Origin of the sequence: Pantoea hericii (assembly GCF_014155795.1) — a bacterium.
GTDB lineage: Bacteria > Pseudomonadota > Gammaproteobacteria > Enterobacterales > Enterobacteriaceae > Pantoea > Pantoea eucalypti.
In genome coordinates, this window is record NZ_SCKV01000001.1 from 224,452 (window position 1) to 240,425 (window position 15,974).

General features: G+C 51.2%; 11 protein-coding genes. 1 reads left to right on the forward strand and 10 read right to left on the reverse strand.

The genetic code is table 11. The features are described from left to right. Position 1: 1 nt before the first annotated feature. The 10 genes from wcaK to wbaP form a co-directional block, all read right to left on the reverse strand. On the reverse strand, positions 2 to 1,264 hold the full coding sequence (gene wcaK, locus H7K52_RS01055) for a colanic acid biosynthesis pyruvyl transferase WcaK (RefSeq protein ID WP_033762030.1): 1,263 nt from the start codon (positions 1,262 to 1,264) through the stop codon (positions 2 to 4). A 161-nt stretch (positions 1,265 to 1,425) separates the two neighbouring features. Further along, the gene (locus tag H7K52_RS01060; protein WP_110411253.1) at positions 1,426 to 3,642 is read right to left on the reverse strand and encodes a phage tailspike protein; all 2,217 of its coding nucleotides are present in this window, start codon (positions 3,640 to 3,642) and stop codon (positions 1,426 to 1,428) included. A gap of 82 nt (positions 3,643 to 3,724) precedes the next feature. Next, entirely contained in the window at positions 3,725 to 4,759 is a 1,035-nt protein-coding gene (locus H7K52_RS01065) for a glycosyltransferase (RefSeq protein ID WP_004571288.1), read from the reverse strand. Between the two features lie 46 nt (positions 4,760 to 4,805). Continuing rightward, the gene (locus H7K52_RS01070) at positions 4,806 to 5,558 is read right to left on the reverse strand and encodes a glycosyltransferase family 2 protein (protein ID WP_039659802.1); all 753 of its coding nucleotides are present in this window, start codon (positions 5,556 to 5,558) and stop codon (positions 4,806 to 4,808) included. 70 nt (positions 5,559 to 5,628) lie between these two features. Next, entirely contained in the window at positions 5,629 to 6,546 is a 918-nt protein-coding gene (locus H7K52_RS01075; protein ID WP_182629537.1) for a glycosyltransferase family 2 protein, read from the reverse strand. A 129-nt stretch (positions 6,547 to 6,675) separates the two neighbouring features. Then, complete coding sequence (locus H7K52_RS01080; protein ID WP_039659798.1) at positions 6,676 to 7,812, reverse strand: EpsG family protein; 1,137 nt, start codon at positions 7,810 to 7,812, stop codon at positions 6,676 to 6,678. A 277-nt stretch (positions 7,813 to 8,089) separates the two neighbouring features. After that, positions 8,090 to 10,267 (reverse strand): tyrosine-protein kinase Wzc, encoded by a 2,178-nt coding sequence (wzc, locus tag H7K52_RS01085; protein ID WP_004571284.1) that lies wholly within the window; start codon positions 10,265 to 10,267, stop codon positions 8,090 to 8,092. Positions 10,268 to 10,279: 12 nt separating this feature from the next. Beyond that, positions 10,280 to 10,714 (reverse strand): arsenate reductase/protein-tyrosine-phosphatase family protein, encoded by a 435-nt coding sequence (locus tag H7K52_RS01090; RefSeq protein WP_008926086.1) that lies wholly within the window; start codon positions 10,712 to 10,714, stop codon positions 10,280 to 10,282. A 9-nt stretch (positions 10,715 to 10,723) separates the two neighbouring features. Next, the gene (locus H7K52_RS01095) at positions 10,724 to 11,863 is read right to left on the reverse strand and encodes a polysaccharide export protein (RefSeq protein WP_033762024.1); all 1,140 of its coding nucleotides are present in this window, start codon (positions 11,861 to 11,863) and stop codon (positions 10,724 to 10,726) included. Positions 11,864 to 12,157: 294 nt separating this feature from the next. Beyond that, positions 12,158 to 13,591 (reverse strand): undecaprenyl-phosphate galactose phosphotransferase WbaP, encoded by a 1,434-nt coding sequence (gene wbaP / locus H7K52_RS01100; RefSeq protein ID WP_004571283.1) that lies wholly within the window; start codon positions 13,589 to 13,591, stop codon positions 12,158 to 12,160. A gap of 794 nt (positions 13,592 to 14,385) precedes the next feature. Here wbaP and H7K52_RS01105 point away from each other — a divergent pair. After that, positions 14,386 to 15,957, forward strand: a complete 1,572-nt coding sequence (locus H7K52_RS01105; RefSeq protein WP_154926627.1) for a TerC family protein — start codon at positions 14,386 to 14,388, stop codon at positions 15,955 to 15,957. Positions 15,958 to 15,974: the final 17 nt, after the last annotated feature.

The following is a 15,974-nucleotide window of genomic DNA, read 5'->3' on the forward strand; positions in this document are numbered from 1 at the left end:
ATTACCCTAATACTTTGAGAATCTCTTCAGTGATCCGGTTGCCAATTTCCCTTTCATTCGCAACGGCCGTGTTGACCTTCAGCTTGATGTTGTCGTAATCAGCAAGGACCGTTTTCACCTTGTCGATCAGCGAGCCATCCATCAGGCTTTTTACGTCGGTTGCCATCTGCGGCAGACCAAGCTGGTTCATCACACCCATCGACTTGTGCTCGTAGTTGATTGCCACAGCCGGGGTGCCAAAGTTCATGGAGATAATCGCCGAGTGCAGGCGGGTACCAATGGTCAGATGACAATGACTCAGCAGGATGCCCAGCTCCAGGTCATTAAACTCATCCATGATGACATGGTAATATTCAGGCTGCGTCACGTGGTCACGCAGTGTCAGTGCGACCATGCGATCATCTTTGGCATAGCTGTCGATGCCGGTACAGGTTGAGAACGCCACAACCTGATAGCCTTCCGCAATCATGGCGTTGATGACCCGGCCAAATGCTGCTTCATACTCTTTCTGTGTGACACCCAGACGCTTATCAAACGGCGCCAGTTCACGCACGGTGATCGCGATGGTTTTACGACCATCGATAATGCCCTGCCAGTAGAGCAGGTTATGGCTTGGGTTTTCGACTTCACGCGCACGTACCAGGAAAGCAGTATCCACACCAGACGCCACTTTAGAGCTGGTCACACCATCGCGCTTCATCAGATCAAGGCTGACCGATTCGCGCAGCACCAGGCTGTCGACCCGATCAAAGACAAAATTCGCCAGCGCATTAACGCGCGGGTTCTGGAAAGGCCCCACTGAGTGACCAATCAGGTAGATCGGCTTTTTGGCCATCAGTGCACAGAGCGCATGGTCGAACTGGGTTACGCCATAGAGGTCAACGAAGAACGATCCTCCCACCTGAATAATCGCATCATATTTTTCCAGACTTTCCGTAAACGCTTTCAGGTGCGGTGGTACTGAGAAGGACTTAAAGATACCGCCCTTGCCCAGATGCGCCATCATGATATCGGGCATCAGGCGGTTCGCGACTTTACGTTTAAACGAACCGACCAGACCTTTACCAGACTTGCTGTTGTGCAGATACAGCGCATCCTGCTGTATATCCTGCTGGAGCAGATAACCGGAGCTGGTTGGATAACGGCTTATAACGTCAATCTCTAAATCACTCCGTGCAGACCGCATTGAATCAATCAGTCCACGAAGAATCGCGCCATCCCCGCGGTTCCCACACGTGTGGTTACCCACCAATAAAATTTTCATAAAAACTCCGAATGAATTTTTTTTAATTCTGAAAGCCGCCCAGATCCGCAATGGGCAAAATGAACTCTGATTAAAAGTAATGCTTTACGGGATAACGCACCCAAAGGTAGTGCTCCTGTTGAAACCGGCCGCCTCCATTCTGGCGGCCGTTATAGACGCTGTTACGACTTAATCGCGAAGTAAGGCAGTGCAACCTGTTTCCCGTTGATTACCACGGAAACAAACCCTTCTGGCTTACTGGTATCAACCTGATCGGCTGAGATCGGACGGGAAGCCATTAACAGATCGCCCTGCTCGTTGGCACCGATACCCGCTTTGCCGTTGTGCAGGCTGAAGCGCTGTGGCGCGCGTTTCGTCGCGTCACCTGACGGTGGATTGCCCTTCTCCATTACCGCATTGACCCGCGCACAGCGTCCGGTCACAAAGCGATCTTTACCGGTGGTTTTCACCAGCACGGCAGCCGACGGCGTCCAGCCCGCCAGTTTGACGTAGAGATGCACATCGGTGTCATGCTCAGCCACATAGCGCACATCCACAATCGGGCAGCTGCCTTCGGCTGACCAGCTCGCTTCCGAGCGGTCTTTCTTACGCTGCACGTGGATTACCGCGCGGCCGCCGGTGGTCTTGTCGCCGATCAGGTTCATCAGCGGCTTATCACCACTGCCGTTACTGAATTGCGACTGACCGAAAATCTCGATCTCCCATGAATCCCCCACCGTCGGTGAGTAGAGGCTACCGAGATCAAACCAGGTTTCCTGATTCGTGTTGTTCTCTAAGCGCCAGCGCGAGGTGATGTAGTTGTACTTCAGGCTGCCATCCAGTGCGACGCCATAGGACTCAACGCGGGTAGAGCCCATTTCCCAGATGCTAAGCAGACGATCGCCCTGCATGGAGTTATCAATCCAGCTGCCCGACTGGAGACTGGTCTGACGCATATTCAGGCGAGTGTTATGGGCGATAAGCGGATTCTTACAATCCTCAATGCTCAGCGCATCAACGATCCACTGGCCGTTGGAGAGATCGCCTGGGTTATCGCAGTGCTCAATCCAGCCGTTATGGATAATTGACTGGCCGCAGCGCGGCAGGTTAAGGACTTTACCGCCACGACAGTGCTGCGCATTGAAGTTTGACAGCTCAATTGCGGTGCTGTGGTCCCATTTGCCCTGCTTCTGCCCTGACCAGCCCGATTTAATCACGTCGCCGCTGCAACGAGAGGCGTACCACTGGTCAATTTTACAATCGAGAGTATCCTGCAGGCTGATGGCCGTGCCGCCAACGGCGTTAAAGCGCAGGCAGGCACCCCGGAAATATTGTCCGCCAGGACAGTTGTTATGGAAAAAACCCTGCTGATTTGCACTCTTATCGCTGTTGCCATTAAAAATCAGGTTGGAAAGTTCAACGCGACGGGCGTTCATCTCAAAGACGAACGCTGACTTACCATCCGAGACAATTGTGGTCGCTGGAAAATAGCCGAAGTTCACCATCGCACCGGACATGCGGAAGAAGTTGAGATACTTATCGCCAAGGTTACAGGCTGAGACCATAAAGGTACCGGCCGGGAACTGGACGCAGATCTGCTGGTTAGCCTGCTGCGACCACTGGAACATCGCCATAATGGCGGGTGCCGTATCGGTTTTGCCATCGGCAATCGCACCGAAATCAAACAGCGTCAGGCGGTTAAAATCGTCTACCACGCGACGCCAGGAGAACCCCTCGCCGGCAAAATTCACACCGCCATCATTCTGGGCAGGCTGGAAGCTCCCGACAAACTCGCCGCCGCCAACTTCCCGTCCTTCATGCCAGCTTTTCAGCTTAACCTTGGCCCCTTCAAACAGTGGACGGGTTTTACGTAACTCCGCCACAGACGCAATCTCACCAATCAGCTGATAACCCGCTGGCTGCGCCAGACGCTGACTGAAATCTGCAGCGCCCGGACGACTGACATCCGCAATATTGAACAGCGTCTGACCGTTGCTGTCTTCCACCGTCATCGAATGCGAAGGATCGGCAATCAATGCGGCATTGTCCTGAATAAACTGGGTAAAATTGCCTTTATTCAGCGCGATGGGCTGCGCAATCTCAGACACCTTACCGCTGGCGTCACGCAGGAAGACCGGAATCTGGTTACCAGGCTTACTGGCATCCGCACCCGCTTTACCGATCCAGAGTTTTCCTTCAAAGCTCTGCCAGAATTGCGGTGGCATCGCGTAGACATTTTCTGGCGTCAGGATCGGCACGTCGCCTTTCGGGATATTAGTGGCATCAACCGGCTTCAGGGCAATACCGTTACTTTTTGCAGCGTAGCTGGAAAAGGTGCTCACGGAGAGAGCCCCCACCAGAGCGGAGGCGGCGGTCTGTAAAACTTCTCTTCTTTTCATGCATCAATTCCCGTAGTCAATAAGGCCATTGGCCATGGCGGTGTCCCTGAGGCACGTCGCAAGTGAGCGTTTCCAGCTCCGGTTAAACCAATGACAGCCAGCTTTGCTTAATCTGGTTACCGTCGAATTTCAGCGCGGTTTGTTTGGTTTTTTCGCTCATGGCATAGAACAGGGCGTCATCGGTAGCGAGCTGCTCCATTCGTGCCAGAAACGTGGCTTTATCATTCATCGGAACCAGGAAACCGTCTTCACCGTGATTGATGATCTCCTGCGGTCCGGTCGGACAGTCATACGCTACAACGGGCAGTGACCAGGATTTTGCTTCCAGCAGCACCAGTGGCAATCCTTCATAACGCGAGGTCATCAGCGCCATATCGCTGTCACGGTAGTAGTCATTGATATTGCTGACCTTACCGACAAACTTCACGCTGTCAGTGATGCCCAGTACGGCGGCCTGATCGTGCAGCTGCTGACGCAGTTCACCATCACCGGCAATCACCAGCGTCCAGTCCGGATGGCTGCGTGCGAAGTCGCGCCAGATATCCAGCATCAGATCAAACCCTTTCTGGTTATCCAGACGGCCCACCGCCAGCGCCTGACGATGACGAGTCTGACGCTGAAAACCTTTGTAGACGACGGGGTTAGGAATTTGCTTGCTGGGAATGTGCCAGCGGCTGAACACCTGATGATCTTTGTCGGTCAGAACAATCACGCGGTCGTAGTAGCGCAGCAGCAGAAACTTGAGGAACTTGATCGGCTTGCTGAAGGAGTTAATGGCAATGTGCTCGCAGGCGTAGGCTTTGCCCCGTTTCTTCTTCATTGCCAGCAGATTCCAGAAGGCAAACATGACGCTCAGACGCCCCATGCTGATCAGGAAGACGGTATCGAAACCCTCTTCGTGGATCCGGGCTACCGCGCTTTTAATGGGGTTGCTCTGCCCTTCGAAGCTGACAATCTGTCTGACATGTTCAAACGGATAAAAAGTCTTACCACTGCCTTCCAGCGAGTAGATGGTGACGTCATGTGTTTCGCCAAGACACTCTGACATGAAGTTACAGATGTTCTCGGTGCCCGCATACGAATAAGCATCTTTGATCACCAGGACAATTTTTTTCATGAAACGCTATCCACCTCAAATAATAAAGACAATCCTGCCGACAGGCTCAACGATGCTTAAGGGTAAACAGCACACCATTCACCATATACCAGGCGTAATAGTAATAGATTTTTAACGGATTGTTTTTATAGATAATTCTTAATAATTCAAGGTGCCACTGGGCTGCTTTGTTCTTATTGCGAGAAAGGGAATCGCCTAATTCGTAATAGTTGACAAGAATCGTCTGAATTACCCGTGCCTGCTTATAGCGGGTGAATAATTCATACAAAAACAGGAAATCTTCATGACCTTTGCGCTGGAAGAAAAGTCCCTGTGGCGGACGACGGAAACAGACAGAGGAGAAGCAGACGCGATACTGCTTTTTCACAAAGTTGTCCTGCTGCAGGTAAGGCTTTCCGTAGGTAATGTCGTGCTCAGCCTTGCGGGTTTTATAGTGATATTCGGTAATCACAAAATCATCACCGGCGGCGATAGCAGCTACCTGCTGGGTCAGCTTATCCGCATGCCACTCATCATCGCTGTCAAGAAAGGCAATAATCTCTTCAGTGGCCGCGCGCAGTCCGACGTTGCGGGTCTCTGCTGCGCCCATGTTGACCGCGTTATCCAGAATGGTAATGCGCGGATCCTGACAATGCTCCCGCACAAATGCCAGCGAGTCATCAGTGGATTTATCGTTGACCAGATAGAGGTGCCAGTCGGTATAGTGCTGATTGATAACCGATTGCACAGCGCGTAACACGGTCTGACGGGCATTGTACATAGGCATAACAATGCCAACGGTTCCAACAGAAGTATTCATCTTCAACCCTGAATGTAAACGAAAAGAGAGGTGCTCCTGGTATCAGGAGCAGAGCGAGGCGCAGTGCGCGTCAGGAGATCGCTTTCTCACCGCCAAAACGTGCTTTGACCTTGTCTTTAACCCGGTTCATAAAATAAGCACGGTTGTCTTTATTGGTGAGGAAGAAGTAGCGAGCAAAGCTCAGGCTCGCCATCAGCGACTTACCGTCCATTTTGTAGCGCAGCGGCAGCTTAAAAGCTTTGTAGGTGTGGATATCACGCGGGGTAAGATGCGGCTTCATGCTATCAAGCCAGAACATCGAGTAGTTCACCGATTCGCCTTTATGTTTTGAGCCAAATTTTGTGACCAGGTGGTAGTTCGCCAGCGGTGCGGCGATCATCACAAAGTCATAGCCCATGCGGTCGGCACGAATGCAGAAATCATAATCCTGATGACGGATGTAGCGGGTATCGAACTGAATTTTCGCCGCATCTTCCCGTTTCAGCACAATCGTGCTGGTCTGGATAAATCCATAACAGCCGAACAGATACTCAGCGACGGTTTCATTTTTGCCTGGTGGCTGCATTGGCATCACTTTCAGGAATGTGCCGTCCTGATAGATATTTACCTGGCTGAAAATAATGACATTCTTTTTGCCCTGTGCGTCCAGTTGAGCAATTTTTTCAGTTACCTGCTGCAGTTTGTCCGCCGCCCACTCATCATCGGCGTCAAGAAAACTGACATAATCACCGGTCGCCAGCTCAATGCCTTTGTTACGTGCACCGGCCCCGTTGAGTTTGACCTCAGAAAGCACCAGATTGATGTCGAGATCCTGATAGCGTTCGCTGCGAACGACCTCCGCCAGCGCGGCGGCATCTGCAGACTTATCATCCACGATGATGACTTCGAAATTACGATACGTTTGTGCTTTAACGCAATCCAGCGTCGTGACAATCGATTCTGACGCGTTATAAGCCGGAATTACGATGGAGAAACGAATGTCCTTCATTGCCAGCACCTCATTAAAAAGTTCAAAAAAATAAACAGTTCAGTCGACAACGGTCGATTAAAAATCTGAATTCTCACACGCGAGCGCCCCCGCGTGACACTTATCACGAAGGGGCGCCCGTCGGGTCAATCAGTGGACCAGCCAAAACTCCCGCGCCACTTCATAGCCAGTAACGGCCTGCTTGGTTGAAATGGTGTTGTAGTAGAGGTAATAGAGCAGGAAGAACACCAGCATGGCGTACAGCGCTGGCTTCCACGATCGCCTTGCCTGATAAATCAGTGAGGTCAGGATGATCGGCTCGACCTGTTGCAAATAGTTGGACAGGCGCGAACCTGAAGGGAAGTTGTACAGGAAGATCCTGACAGCACCGCCAATAGCAAAACTCATGATCAGCAGATAGTTAAGACGATACTGAGCATAATTTTCGCGCTTCAACTGGTCAGTAAGCATGAAATAGAAGAAGACAAACACCAGCATGATGTTTTTCAGGTTCGATACGGCCAGGATGCTGCCACCCATTGCGTAGGACGGGTCATTGTTATAGCCCGATGCCCTTTCCCCCAGCGATCCAAGATGACCCGCAATCAGGGCAACAAAGCTGGATCCGCCCACTACGGACAGCGGCAGACTGGCAACGATAATGACCACAGGCCACCAGCGCCAGTCGCGAATAAACAGGAACGGCACAAGTGTTACCACCATTACGGCAGTGTTATGGCTTGTAAACGACAGAATAAAGAAGGCAAAAGCCCACCAGTAACGCTTGAGATAGATTGACCACAGGACACCAAGGAACAGCGCAGAACTCAGTCCAAAGCGAATCTGGTTTATATCTTTGTTAATAAAGATGTGCGCTGAATAGAGCACCAGCGCCAGCACCGGATACGGTGACATCTTTTTGAAAAAGTAAGCATTGATGGATACGGCAAGGGCGCAGAAAACAAACAGAAAGATGCTGGCATTATGCGAAAACAGACTGGTGATCCAGGCCGTGGCAAAAATCAGCGGTTCGTAACGGAAAAAAGCAACGGTTTTAAAGAAGCCGTTAATCTCTATACGTCGAACAAAGTCTTCAAAGAAGCTCCGGTACTGGAAGTCATCCATGCCGGTGCCAAGGCCGCGTATTCCCCCAAAAACAATCAATAGAATGGCAGCAAAACAGAGCAGCCAGGTCAGAATATGATTTGTGCGTTCGTCTTTTTTCAGGGCTAATTCAAACAGCGAAATCAGCAGTAAAAATCCTGATACATACCAATATGGAGCCATGGTGTGATTCCTTAATTCCACAAGTTCTCATGCCAGCAATAATCACGCTTCGCCTTCCCGACGGGCTTTTCAGTAAACCTGACAGTACGGTCACACATTGCGTGCAGGCAATGCCATGCTGGTGATGAATTCTGTTGATTGACGCTCGCCATGCGATTTATAGAGGTATCGCTTTTGTGGGTTTGGACAGAATAACCTGTGTAAATTGATGCGTGTCGTCATTCAAAAGGACGATAAAAAGGGGCGGTCAGACCGCCCCCTGGTTATTACTCAATGATCAGCTTTTGCTGGGCTTGCTGTAGTCATAGGCGTAGTAGTCATAGCCATGTCCGTAAGCATTGGCAGCTTTACGCACCACGGCATTGAGGATCACACCTTTAATCTCAATACCGTTCTGGGCAAAGCGTTTGAAGCTGACGTCCACTTCTTTGGTGGTATTGGCTTCGAAACGCGCCACCATCAGTGAAGTACCGGCCATTTTACCGATAATTGACGCATCGGTGACGGCCAGGATTGGCGGCGTATCGATTAACACCAGGTCGTAGTTCTTGCTCGCCCAATCCAGCAGCTCACCCATACGACGATGCATCAGCAGCTCAGACGGGTTCGGTGGAACCTGACCACGTGGCAGGAAGTCGAAACCGTAGACGCCCTGCTGAATCAGCGCCGGGCTGAATTCCGTTTTACCGGAGAGCACGTTTGACAGGCCTGATTTGTTATCAGCGCCCAGCAGCTCGTGGGTGTAACCACGACGCATGTCGCCATCGATAAACAGAACACGCTGACCCGCTTTCGCGACCAGTGTCGCCAGGTTGGCACAGATAAAGGTTTTACCAATACCCGGGCTGGCGCCGGTGATCATCAGGATGTTGTTTTTCGCTTCCATCATGGCGAAGTGCAGGCTGGTGCGCAGGCTACGAATCGCTTCGATAGAGAGGTCAGTCGGATTACCCAGCGCCAGCAGTGTTTCGTGCGGGTCGGTTTTCACCTTGCTGCCACGACGCGCCAGCGCTTCGGTATCTTTCTTACGCTGCCACTCAGAGAGTGGAACGCTGGCGTAGACATTCATGCCCAGCTCTTCCAGCTGTTCCGGGTTCTCGATACCGTGATGCAGCAGAGCTTTCAGCAGAACCAGACCCACTGACACGAACAGGCCCAGAATCAGGCTTGCAGCGATAATCAGCAGCTTCTTCGGTGCAACCGGTGAATTAGCCGTCTGCGCATTGTCGATGATGCGGACATCACCCACGGTGCTGGCTTTGCTGATGCTCAGCTCCTGCTGACGGTTCAGCAACTGCATGTAGATCTCCTGACCTGACTGAACGTCACGGGTCAGACGCAGGATTTCCTGCTGAGTCTGTGGCATGCCAGAAATTTTCTTGTTCAGCTGAGCCTGTTCACCTTCCAGCGTTTTGCGTTTTTCAAGCAGCGCGCGATACGTTGGGTGATCTTTGGTAAACAGCTGAGACACTTCAGCTTCACGGAAGGTCAGTTCGTTCAACTGGCTCTGCACGCTGACAGAAGAGTCCAGGGCGGATTTCGCTTCCAGTGACAGGTCAACCGATTCGTTCTGACGACGGAACGTATTCAGTTTGTTTTCTGCTTCATCCAGCTTGGCGCGAACGGCAGGCAACTGAGTGCGTAAGAAATCCAGGCTTTTCTCTGCCTGCTCTGACTTGCGCTCAACGTTCTGTAACAGATAGTTGTTCACAATCTGATTCAGGACTTTGCTGATCTGCTCGGGATCTTCACCCAGATACTCCAGACCCAGTACGCCGGTATCTTTACCTTTGTCTGCAACGGTCAGGTTAGCCAGTACGGAACGGATCGCCTGCAGGTCATTCAGCTTAGTCACGGTGAAGCTGGTGCCTTCATCGGCATGAATCTCGCTCACCAGCATGCTGATGTCGCCGTGCGACTCCAGCTGGCCGACTTTACCTTTAAACAACTCATCGCCATCTTTAGAGACGGTGTAGCTATCCGGACCGGTAACTTCCAGCTCGACATTACGTTTTTCGACAGTGCGTGGGATTTCCAGACGCGAAATCGCGATATCAGCAGGTTTGTTGCCCATCAGGCGCGACAGGCCCTTGCCGATAACCGGGAAGTAGTTCTGCTCAACCACAGTATCCAGACCCAGATCGTCAACGGTTTTGCCGATGACCATACGGGATTCCAGAATCTCGATCTCCGTATCGGAGGCTGGCGTTTGTGGCAGAATGCTGTCAATTTCGTTCAGGACGGTACTGGCATTCTTCTGCTCAACCTGAACTAACGCATCTGCGCTGTAAATCGGTGTTGCAAACAGTGTGTAGAGTGTTCCCGCCAGCATGAAAAATGCGGTAACGGCAACAATGATCCAGCGATGATCAATTAGCTGTCCCACAAGATGCGCCAGATCCCATCCATTCGAATCCTCTCCCGGCGCAGTTCTGACCTTATTTTTTATATTCATGGATAATCCCAACTATCGGCTTAATACGTTGACCCATTTCTGGGTAGCGTTTTCCAGTAACCCGTAAATCTCTTCAAAGGCCTCACGGCTTTTTCTGTACGGATCCGCAATTTCTTTCTGATTGAGCCAGTGCCCAAGCAACATGGTTTTGCCACGTGCAGCCGGGTCGATGCGATTGACCTGTTCAATATGTCGCTTTTCCATGACCAGAATCAGATCAGCCTGGCGGCACATTTCGGCCGTCAGTTGCTGTGCCTGATGTCCTTCCAGCGACAGGCCCTGCGCTGCCGCGACCTCGGATGCCATTCTGTCGGCCGCATGGCCTACCAGCGCTCCCAGGCCAGCAGAGCGAACATCCAAATCGGGCAATGCACGTTTAAACAGGCGCTCTCCGGTAGGAGAGCGGCAGATGTTGCCAATGCAAACGACTAACACGGACGTAATCATGGTCAGACCTTAGTTCGACCAGTTGCGGATACGCTGTGCGGCCTGAGTCGCATCGTTGATACCAGCAATGGTTGGTATCAGTTGCGAAATCACACGGTTCCAGCGCGTCAGCGGTGTAGAGGTGACATAGACGATGTCATAAGGCTGGAGCTGGAAATCGGTTCCCATCACCATGGATGCCGCATCTTTGGTGTTCAACTGATAGATGTTGGCAATCTTGCTGCGATCGGTGCCGTGCAGTGGACGGATAACGAAGACACCAGTAGCGTCAGAGGTGGTTTGATCCATCCCCGCCGCATTGCCCAGCGCTTCCGCCAGCGTCATGCCGCTACGGTCCATTTTCAGCGTGGTTTGCTGCTTCACTTCACCCATCACGAAGATTTTCAGATCATCGTTACGCGGAACGTAGAGAATATCGCCTGGATAGAGCAGGTGGTTCTGGCTCAGGTCGCCGTTCTGCATCAGTGCCTGCAGAGAGACGCGCTGTTCACGACCGTTGTGCGTCAGCACGACGTTACGCCAGTCAGCATCAGGTGCCAGGCCGCCAGCGGCGTTGATCGCATCCAGAACCGTCAACGGTACGTTGGTGATCGCCTGCTGACCTGAGGTGGTCACAGAACCCGTAACATAGGTTTTCTGCGATTTGAACGAGGCGATGCTGACATCAACCTGTGGACTTTCAATGTACTGAGCCAGACGACGCGAAACTTCGTCACGCACTTCGCCGACGGTACGGCCCGCGACACGGACGCGACCAATGTAAGGATAGAAGATGGTGCCGTCAGAATGCACCCAGTTACCGGTGTCGCTAGCGCTACGGTATTGACCCGCTGGCGTGGTCAGTTCCGGGTGATCCCAGACTGTCACGGTCAGGACATCGCCCACGCCAATACGGTATTCATAGTTCTGAATTTCGTTCTGCAGTGCCGGGTTCGTCTGAGCCACCAGAGGCTTAGGACGCATCTTTTCAACCAGTGAAGGCGTTAACGGAAAGACGTTGACGTATTTATCGATGTCAAAGTTGCTATCCTGCTGCTCGATAACATCTTTTCCTGATGTAGTAAGACGAGAACCGGGTTCGATTGTACACCCGACAAGGAATGTGGCGGATACCAGCAAGGGTATCAATTTCATTTTGATTGTAATCATTTAGATCTTCGCTATCAGTTATTTATTGATAGAGGCGAAACCGCCGCTGTGTAAGCGTCCAACAAAAAGTAAATCCTGGCTGACTAAAGCCTTAAGCACTGAACCTGTCGTTCATTATCCTTGCTCCACTTGTTATAAGTAGTGGCCATCAACCAGGGTGTACCTGAAACGCCTTGCATCATAGCGGACTATGGATGCACTGCGATATCCCTGGTGATGGCCGCTATTAACGACACGCCTGACAACGGCACAACACCTCTGAGCGCGCGTTAGCACGCTCATTTCGACTCACGGTTAATAGGCACCGTCGCGTTTTAACACCACACCCACTGTTTTGAACAGAATGGCAATGTCATTCCACAGTGACCAGTTTTTTACGTACCACGAATCGAAATAGACGCGGGTTTCATAGTCAACGTCATTACGACCGCTGACCTGCCACAATCCCGTCATGCCCGGCTTAGCCATCAGGTAATAATCAACATCACCAGCATAACGACAGAGTTCATCTTCAATGACCGGACGAGGTCCAACCAGACTCATATCACCGCGCACCACGTTCCAGAGCTGAGGCAGCTCATCGAGGCTTGTTTTACGGATGAAGTGGCCCACTTTAGTAATACGTGGATCATTTTTGAGTTTGAAATCTTTATCCCATTCCGCACGCGCAATCGGATCGGTGCGTAATACCTCTTCCAGCACTTCTTTGGAATTGATGACCATTGAACGGAATTTCAGGCATTTGAATTTACGGCCATTCATTCCCACACGTTCGTGACCATAAATCGGCGGTCCACCATCACGGCCCACCAGGAAGCCCAGCACCAGCAGCGCTGGCATCAGCATCAGGATAATTGAGAGTGCACCCACGATATCGAATGCCCGCTTCAGGAAACGCGAGGTGCGTTTAGCCAGGTTATTCTGAACACGCAGAATCATCACCTCATGGCTAAAGATATAAGCCATGTCTGTACCGTAAAGCGGAACACCACGCAGGGTCGGAATCACTGAAACTGAACGGCAGTTATGCATCGCCAGCGATTTTAGCCAGATATCACGATACTGACTCTGCTCATACTCGACTGCCACGATAAACTGGGTTTCGCTGTTAGTCAGGCTCCAGAGCTCCTGCTCATCACGCAGCACTGGCACGCCATTCATGATCTCCTGCGGACAGGTTCCATCAACGTCGTAGAAAGCGATAACGTCAAAACCCATGACCTCTTCGCTTTGCAGTGCCTGCCAGGCTTCGTGCGCATTTTTGCTGCTGCCGATAATAATGGTTTGTTTCTTCCACAAGCCTTTTTTATTCAGCAGACGTTTTGAGAGCGCACGACAGGTTGGAATTAAAATCAGCGCCAGAACCCAGGTCAGTAACCAGACGAAACGCGACATCTGCCACTGCGACAGTGCGGTGATCGACAGATCGATGACAGAAAATATAAGAATGGTACGAAAAACTTCTTTTAATTCGAACCAGAAAGGTTTCCGGTAGGTATAGTGCCGAAGCCTTACCCAGAACCAGCCAATACAAATTACCGACAGACAAATGTGTGTGGCAATTTTTAAATTCATTTCTTTTTCAGAAATATCTGCCAGCGGCGAACCTGAGTGAAGATTAATTAGCATCATCGCCACAAATAATGCTGCGTTGAAACAAATTAAGTCTGAACATGCCAGCATTAATTTGGTAATAAGACTTTTAAACGTAAATTCTGTATCGCGCATATTTAACTCTTTATTTTATTTCCTTAAACCCGCAACGGCTATCGCCTGTTAAATCATTAAGCGACGAAACCTCTCCAGACTGAGCCGTTTCTAAGGGGAGCTCCTGCGGCGTTTACGCCAATGATCTTAACCATAAACCAGTAATATTGTGATGAATACCAACAGATTACTCTGACTTAACCACCGCCAGCGCTGCTCACTTTATCAACAAAAACACGATTCGGGCACGCTACCGCCCTTGGCTGTCGCTGCCAATATCGCTGTCGTCATTCATATTGATCCCCGTAATGCAGTAACGTTATCGCATTGCATCGTGCAGACGTTCACCGGCGAATGACTCATTCGTCACATTGCGATTAATGTCGAATAGGCTCGCGAATTACGACTCTGGGGCAGAGTTTGCAAACTTGTTGCTATACTAGTTATTACTGGCTTGTTTACAAGCAGGTCCCGCTATCCCTGGACTATTTTAGGAAAAAGACTACCAGCGATTAGTATTGAGGCCTGACAGGCAGTGCAATGCTTTCTTCAAAATTAGGATTAATGCCATACTCGTGATGAGATAAATCGCATAAGCCCGACAGGTGAATATCTCATCCAGGGTTAAAAAGGAGTCAGAATACTCTCTGCTGCATTCTGTGAATTTAATCAAAACGTCACACTCATATGTTCATATTTTGCACGATATATCGCCTTGATTGGGTCATCGCTCCCCTGCCCTGCCATTTGTACGTGGCTTCGCACTCCTCTATCATCAGAGAAAACTCAATTTAAAATATTCAGGTGAACATGACATGCTGGAGGTAATTGCAGATCCCTCGCTATGGGCGGGATTAGTAACGCTAATCGTTCTGGAACTGGTTTTAGGCATCGACAATCTTATCTTTATTGCCATCCTGGTTGAGAAGCTGCCTGGACCGCTTCGCGACCGCGCACGTGTGATAGGACTGCTGCTGGCGTTATTCTGCCGATTATTGTTACTGGCATCGCTTTCCTGGCTGGTTACCCTTAAAGAACCCTGGATCACGCTGGGCGGACACCCCTTTAGTGCGCGCGATCTGTTGCTGCTGTCAGGCGGCATTTTCCTGCTATTTAAAGCCACTACAGAGTTGAATGCGCGTCTGGAAGGACACGATGAGGCGTCCGGTCAACAAAAAGGCGGCGCTAAATTCTGGCCGGTGGTGGCGCAAATCGTGGTGCTGGATGCCATATTCTCACTGGATGCGGTCATTACCGCCGTGGGCATGGTGAATGATCTGCCCGTCATGATGGTTGCTGTCACCATTGCCATTTTGCTGATGCTGCTCGCCAGCAAGCCGTTAACCCGCTTTGTGAACAACCATCCGACAATTGTCATCCTCTGCTTAAGCTTTTTGCTGATGATCGGTTTCAGCCTGGTGGCGGAAGGCTTTGGCTTTGTCATTCCTAAAGGGTATCTCTACGCGGCCATCGGCTTCTCAGTTGTCATCGAAGCGCTTAACCAGCTGGCACACTTTAATCGCCGCCGCGTGCTGTCGGCTGGTCGCCCACTGCGCCAGCGCACGGCTGAAGCGGTATTAAGGCTGCTGCGCGGGGCAGCAGAACCGGCGGAGCTGGATGCCAAAACCTCATCGCTGATTGCTGACAGCGATGAGAGTATGCTCTTTAACCGCCAGGAACGCGCAATGATTGCCCGCGTGCTGGGCATGGGTCAGCGTCACGTTAACAGCATCATGACCTCGCGTCACGACGTCGACCATATTGATCTCAGTGATGATCCGGCTGAGATCATGTCGCGCCTTGACCGCAATCAGCACACGCGCATTCTGATAACCGAGCACTCCAGTGAACCACTGGGTGTGGTGCATGTTATCGATCTGCTGCACCAGTCGCTGCACAACAATTCACTCGATTTACGCGCCCTTATCCGACAACCGCTGGTATTTCCTGAGCGACTGACCCTGCTGCAGGCGCTGGAACAGTTTCGTCAGGCTCATACACATTTTGCCTTTGTGGTGGATGAGTTCGGTTCAATGGAAGGCGTGGTGACGCTGAGCGATGTGATGGAGACCATCGCCGGCAATCTGCCGAATGAGGCGGGTGAAATTGACGCCCGTTACGATATACAGATTCAGGGTGAAGGTCACTGGATTGCCAACGGCCATATGCCACTGGACGATCTGGCGCTCTATGTGAAATTGCCGCTGGATGAACAGCGTGACTACCATACGCTGGCAGGCTTACTGATGGATAAGCTGCAACACATTCCTCAGGAAGGCGAAGTGTTGCAACTGGGTGACTATCTGCTGCGAACGCTGCAGGTTGAAAATCATCGGATTCAGAAGGTAGAAATCCTGCGGCAGCCTGACGCAGATTACGAGGTATAGCCACTGCCAGGGGCGCA